This window comes from Lysinibacillus sp. GbtcB16 (genome assembly GCF_019091145.1).
Classification (GTDB): domain Bacteria; phylum Bacillota; class Bacilli; order Bacillales_A; family Planococcaceae; genus Lysinibacillus; species Lysinibacillus fusiformis.
Genome location: NZ_JAGXJV010000924.1, coordinates 1 through 232 on the forward strand (window position 1 = coordinate 1; position 232 = coordinate 232).

Here is a 232-nt window from a genome sequence, read left to right on the forward strand (position 1 = left end):
GAATCATGACCCCCGAGATAAGTGGAGATAAGACCACATTCAAATTACAGCTGCAAGGCGAGGGGAGTATATGGGAAAATAATACGAATTTGGATATTCGTATGCCGGGGAACCTTAAACGGATAGAGAATGCCTTGGAGAAATCCGTCGAGACTCAAGTTAAGGATACGTTAACCAAGCTCCAGAAGGTCTACAAAGTAGACAGCGTCGGTTTCGGCCGAGAAATTTACCG

At 45.3% G+C, this 232-nt stretch carries 1 protein-coding gene; it reads left to right on the top strand.

The window, feature by feature from the left end; genetic code table 11:
- Positions 1–5: 5 nt before the first annotated feature.
- Positions 6–232, top strand: a 227-nt coding sequence (locus KVT27_RS27460; RefSeq protein WP_369009679.1) for a Ger(x)C family spore germination C-terminal domain-containing protein, incomplete at its 3' end; no start/stop codon positions are given.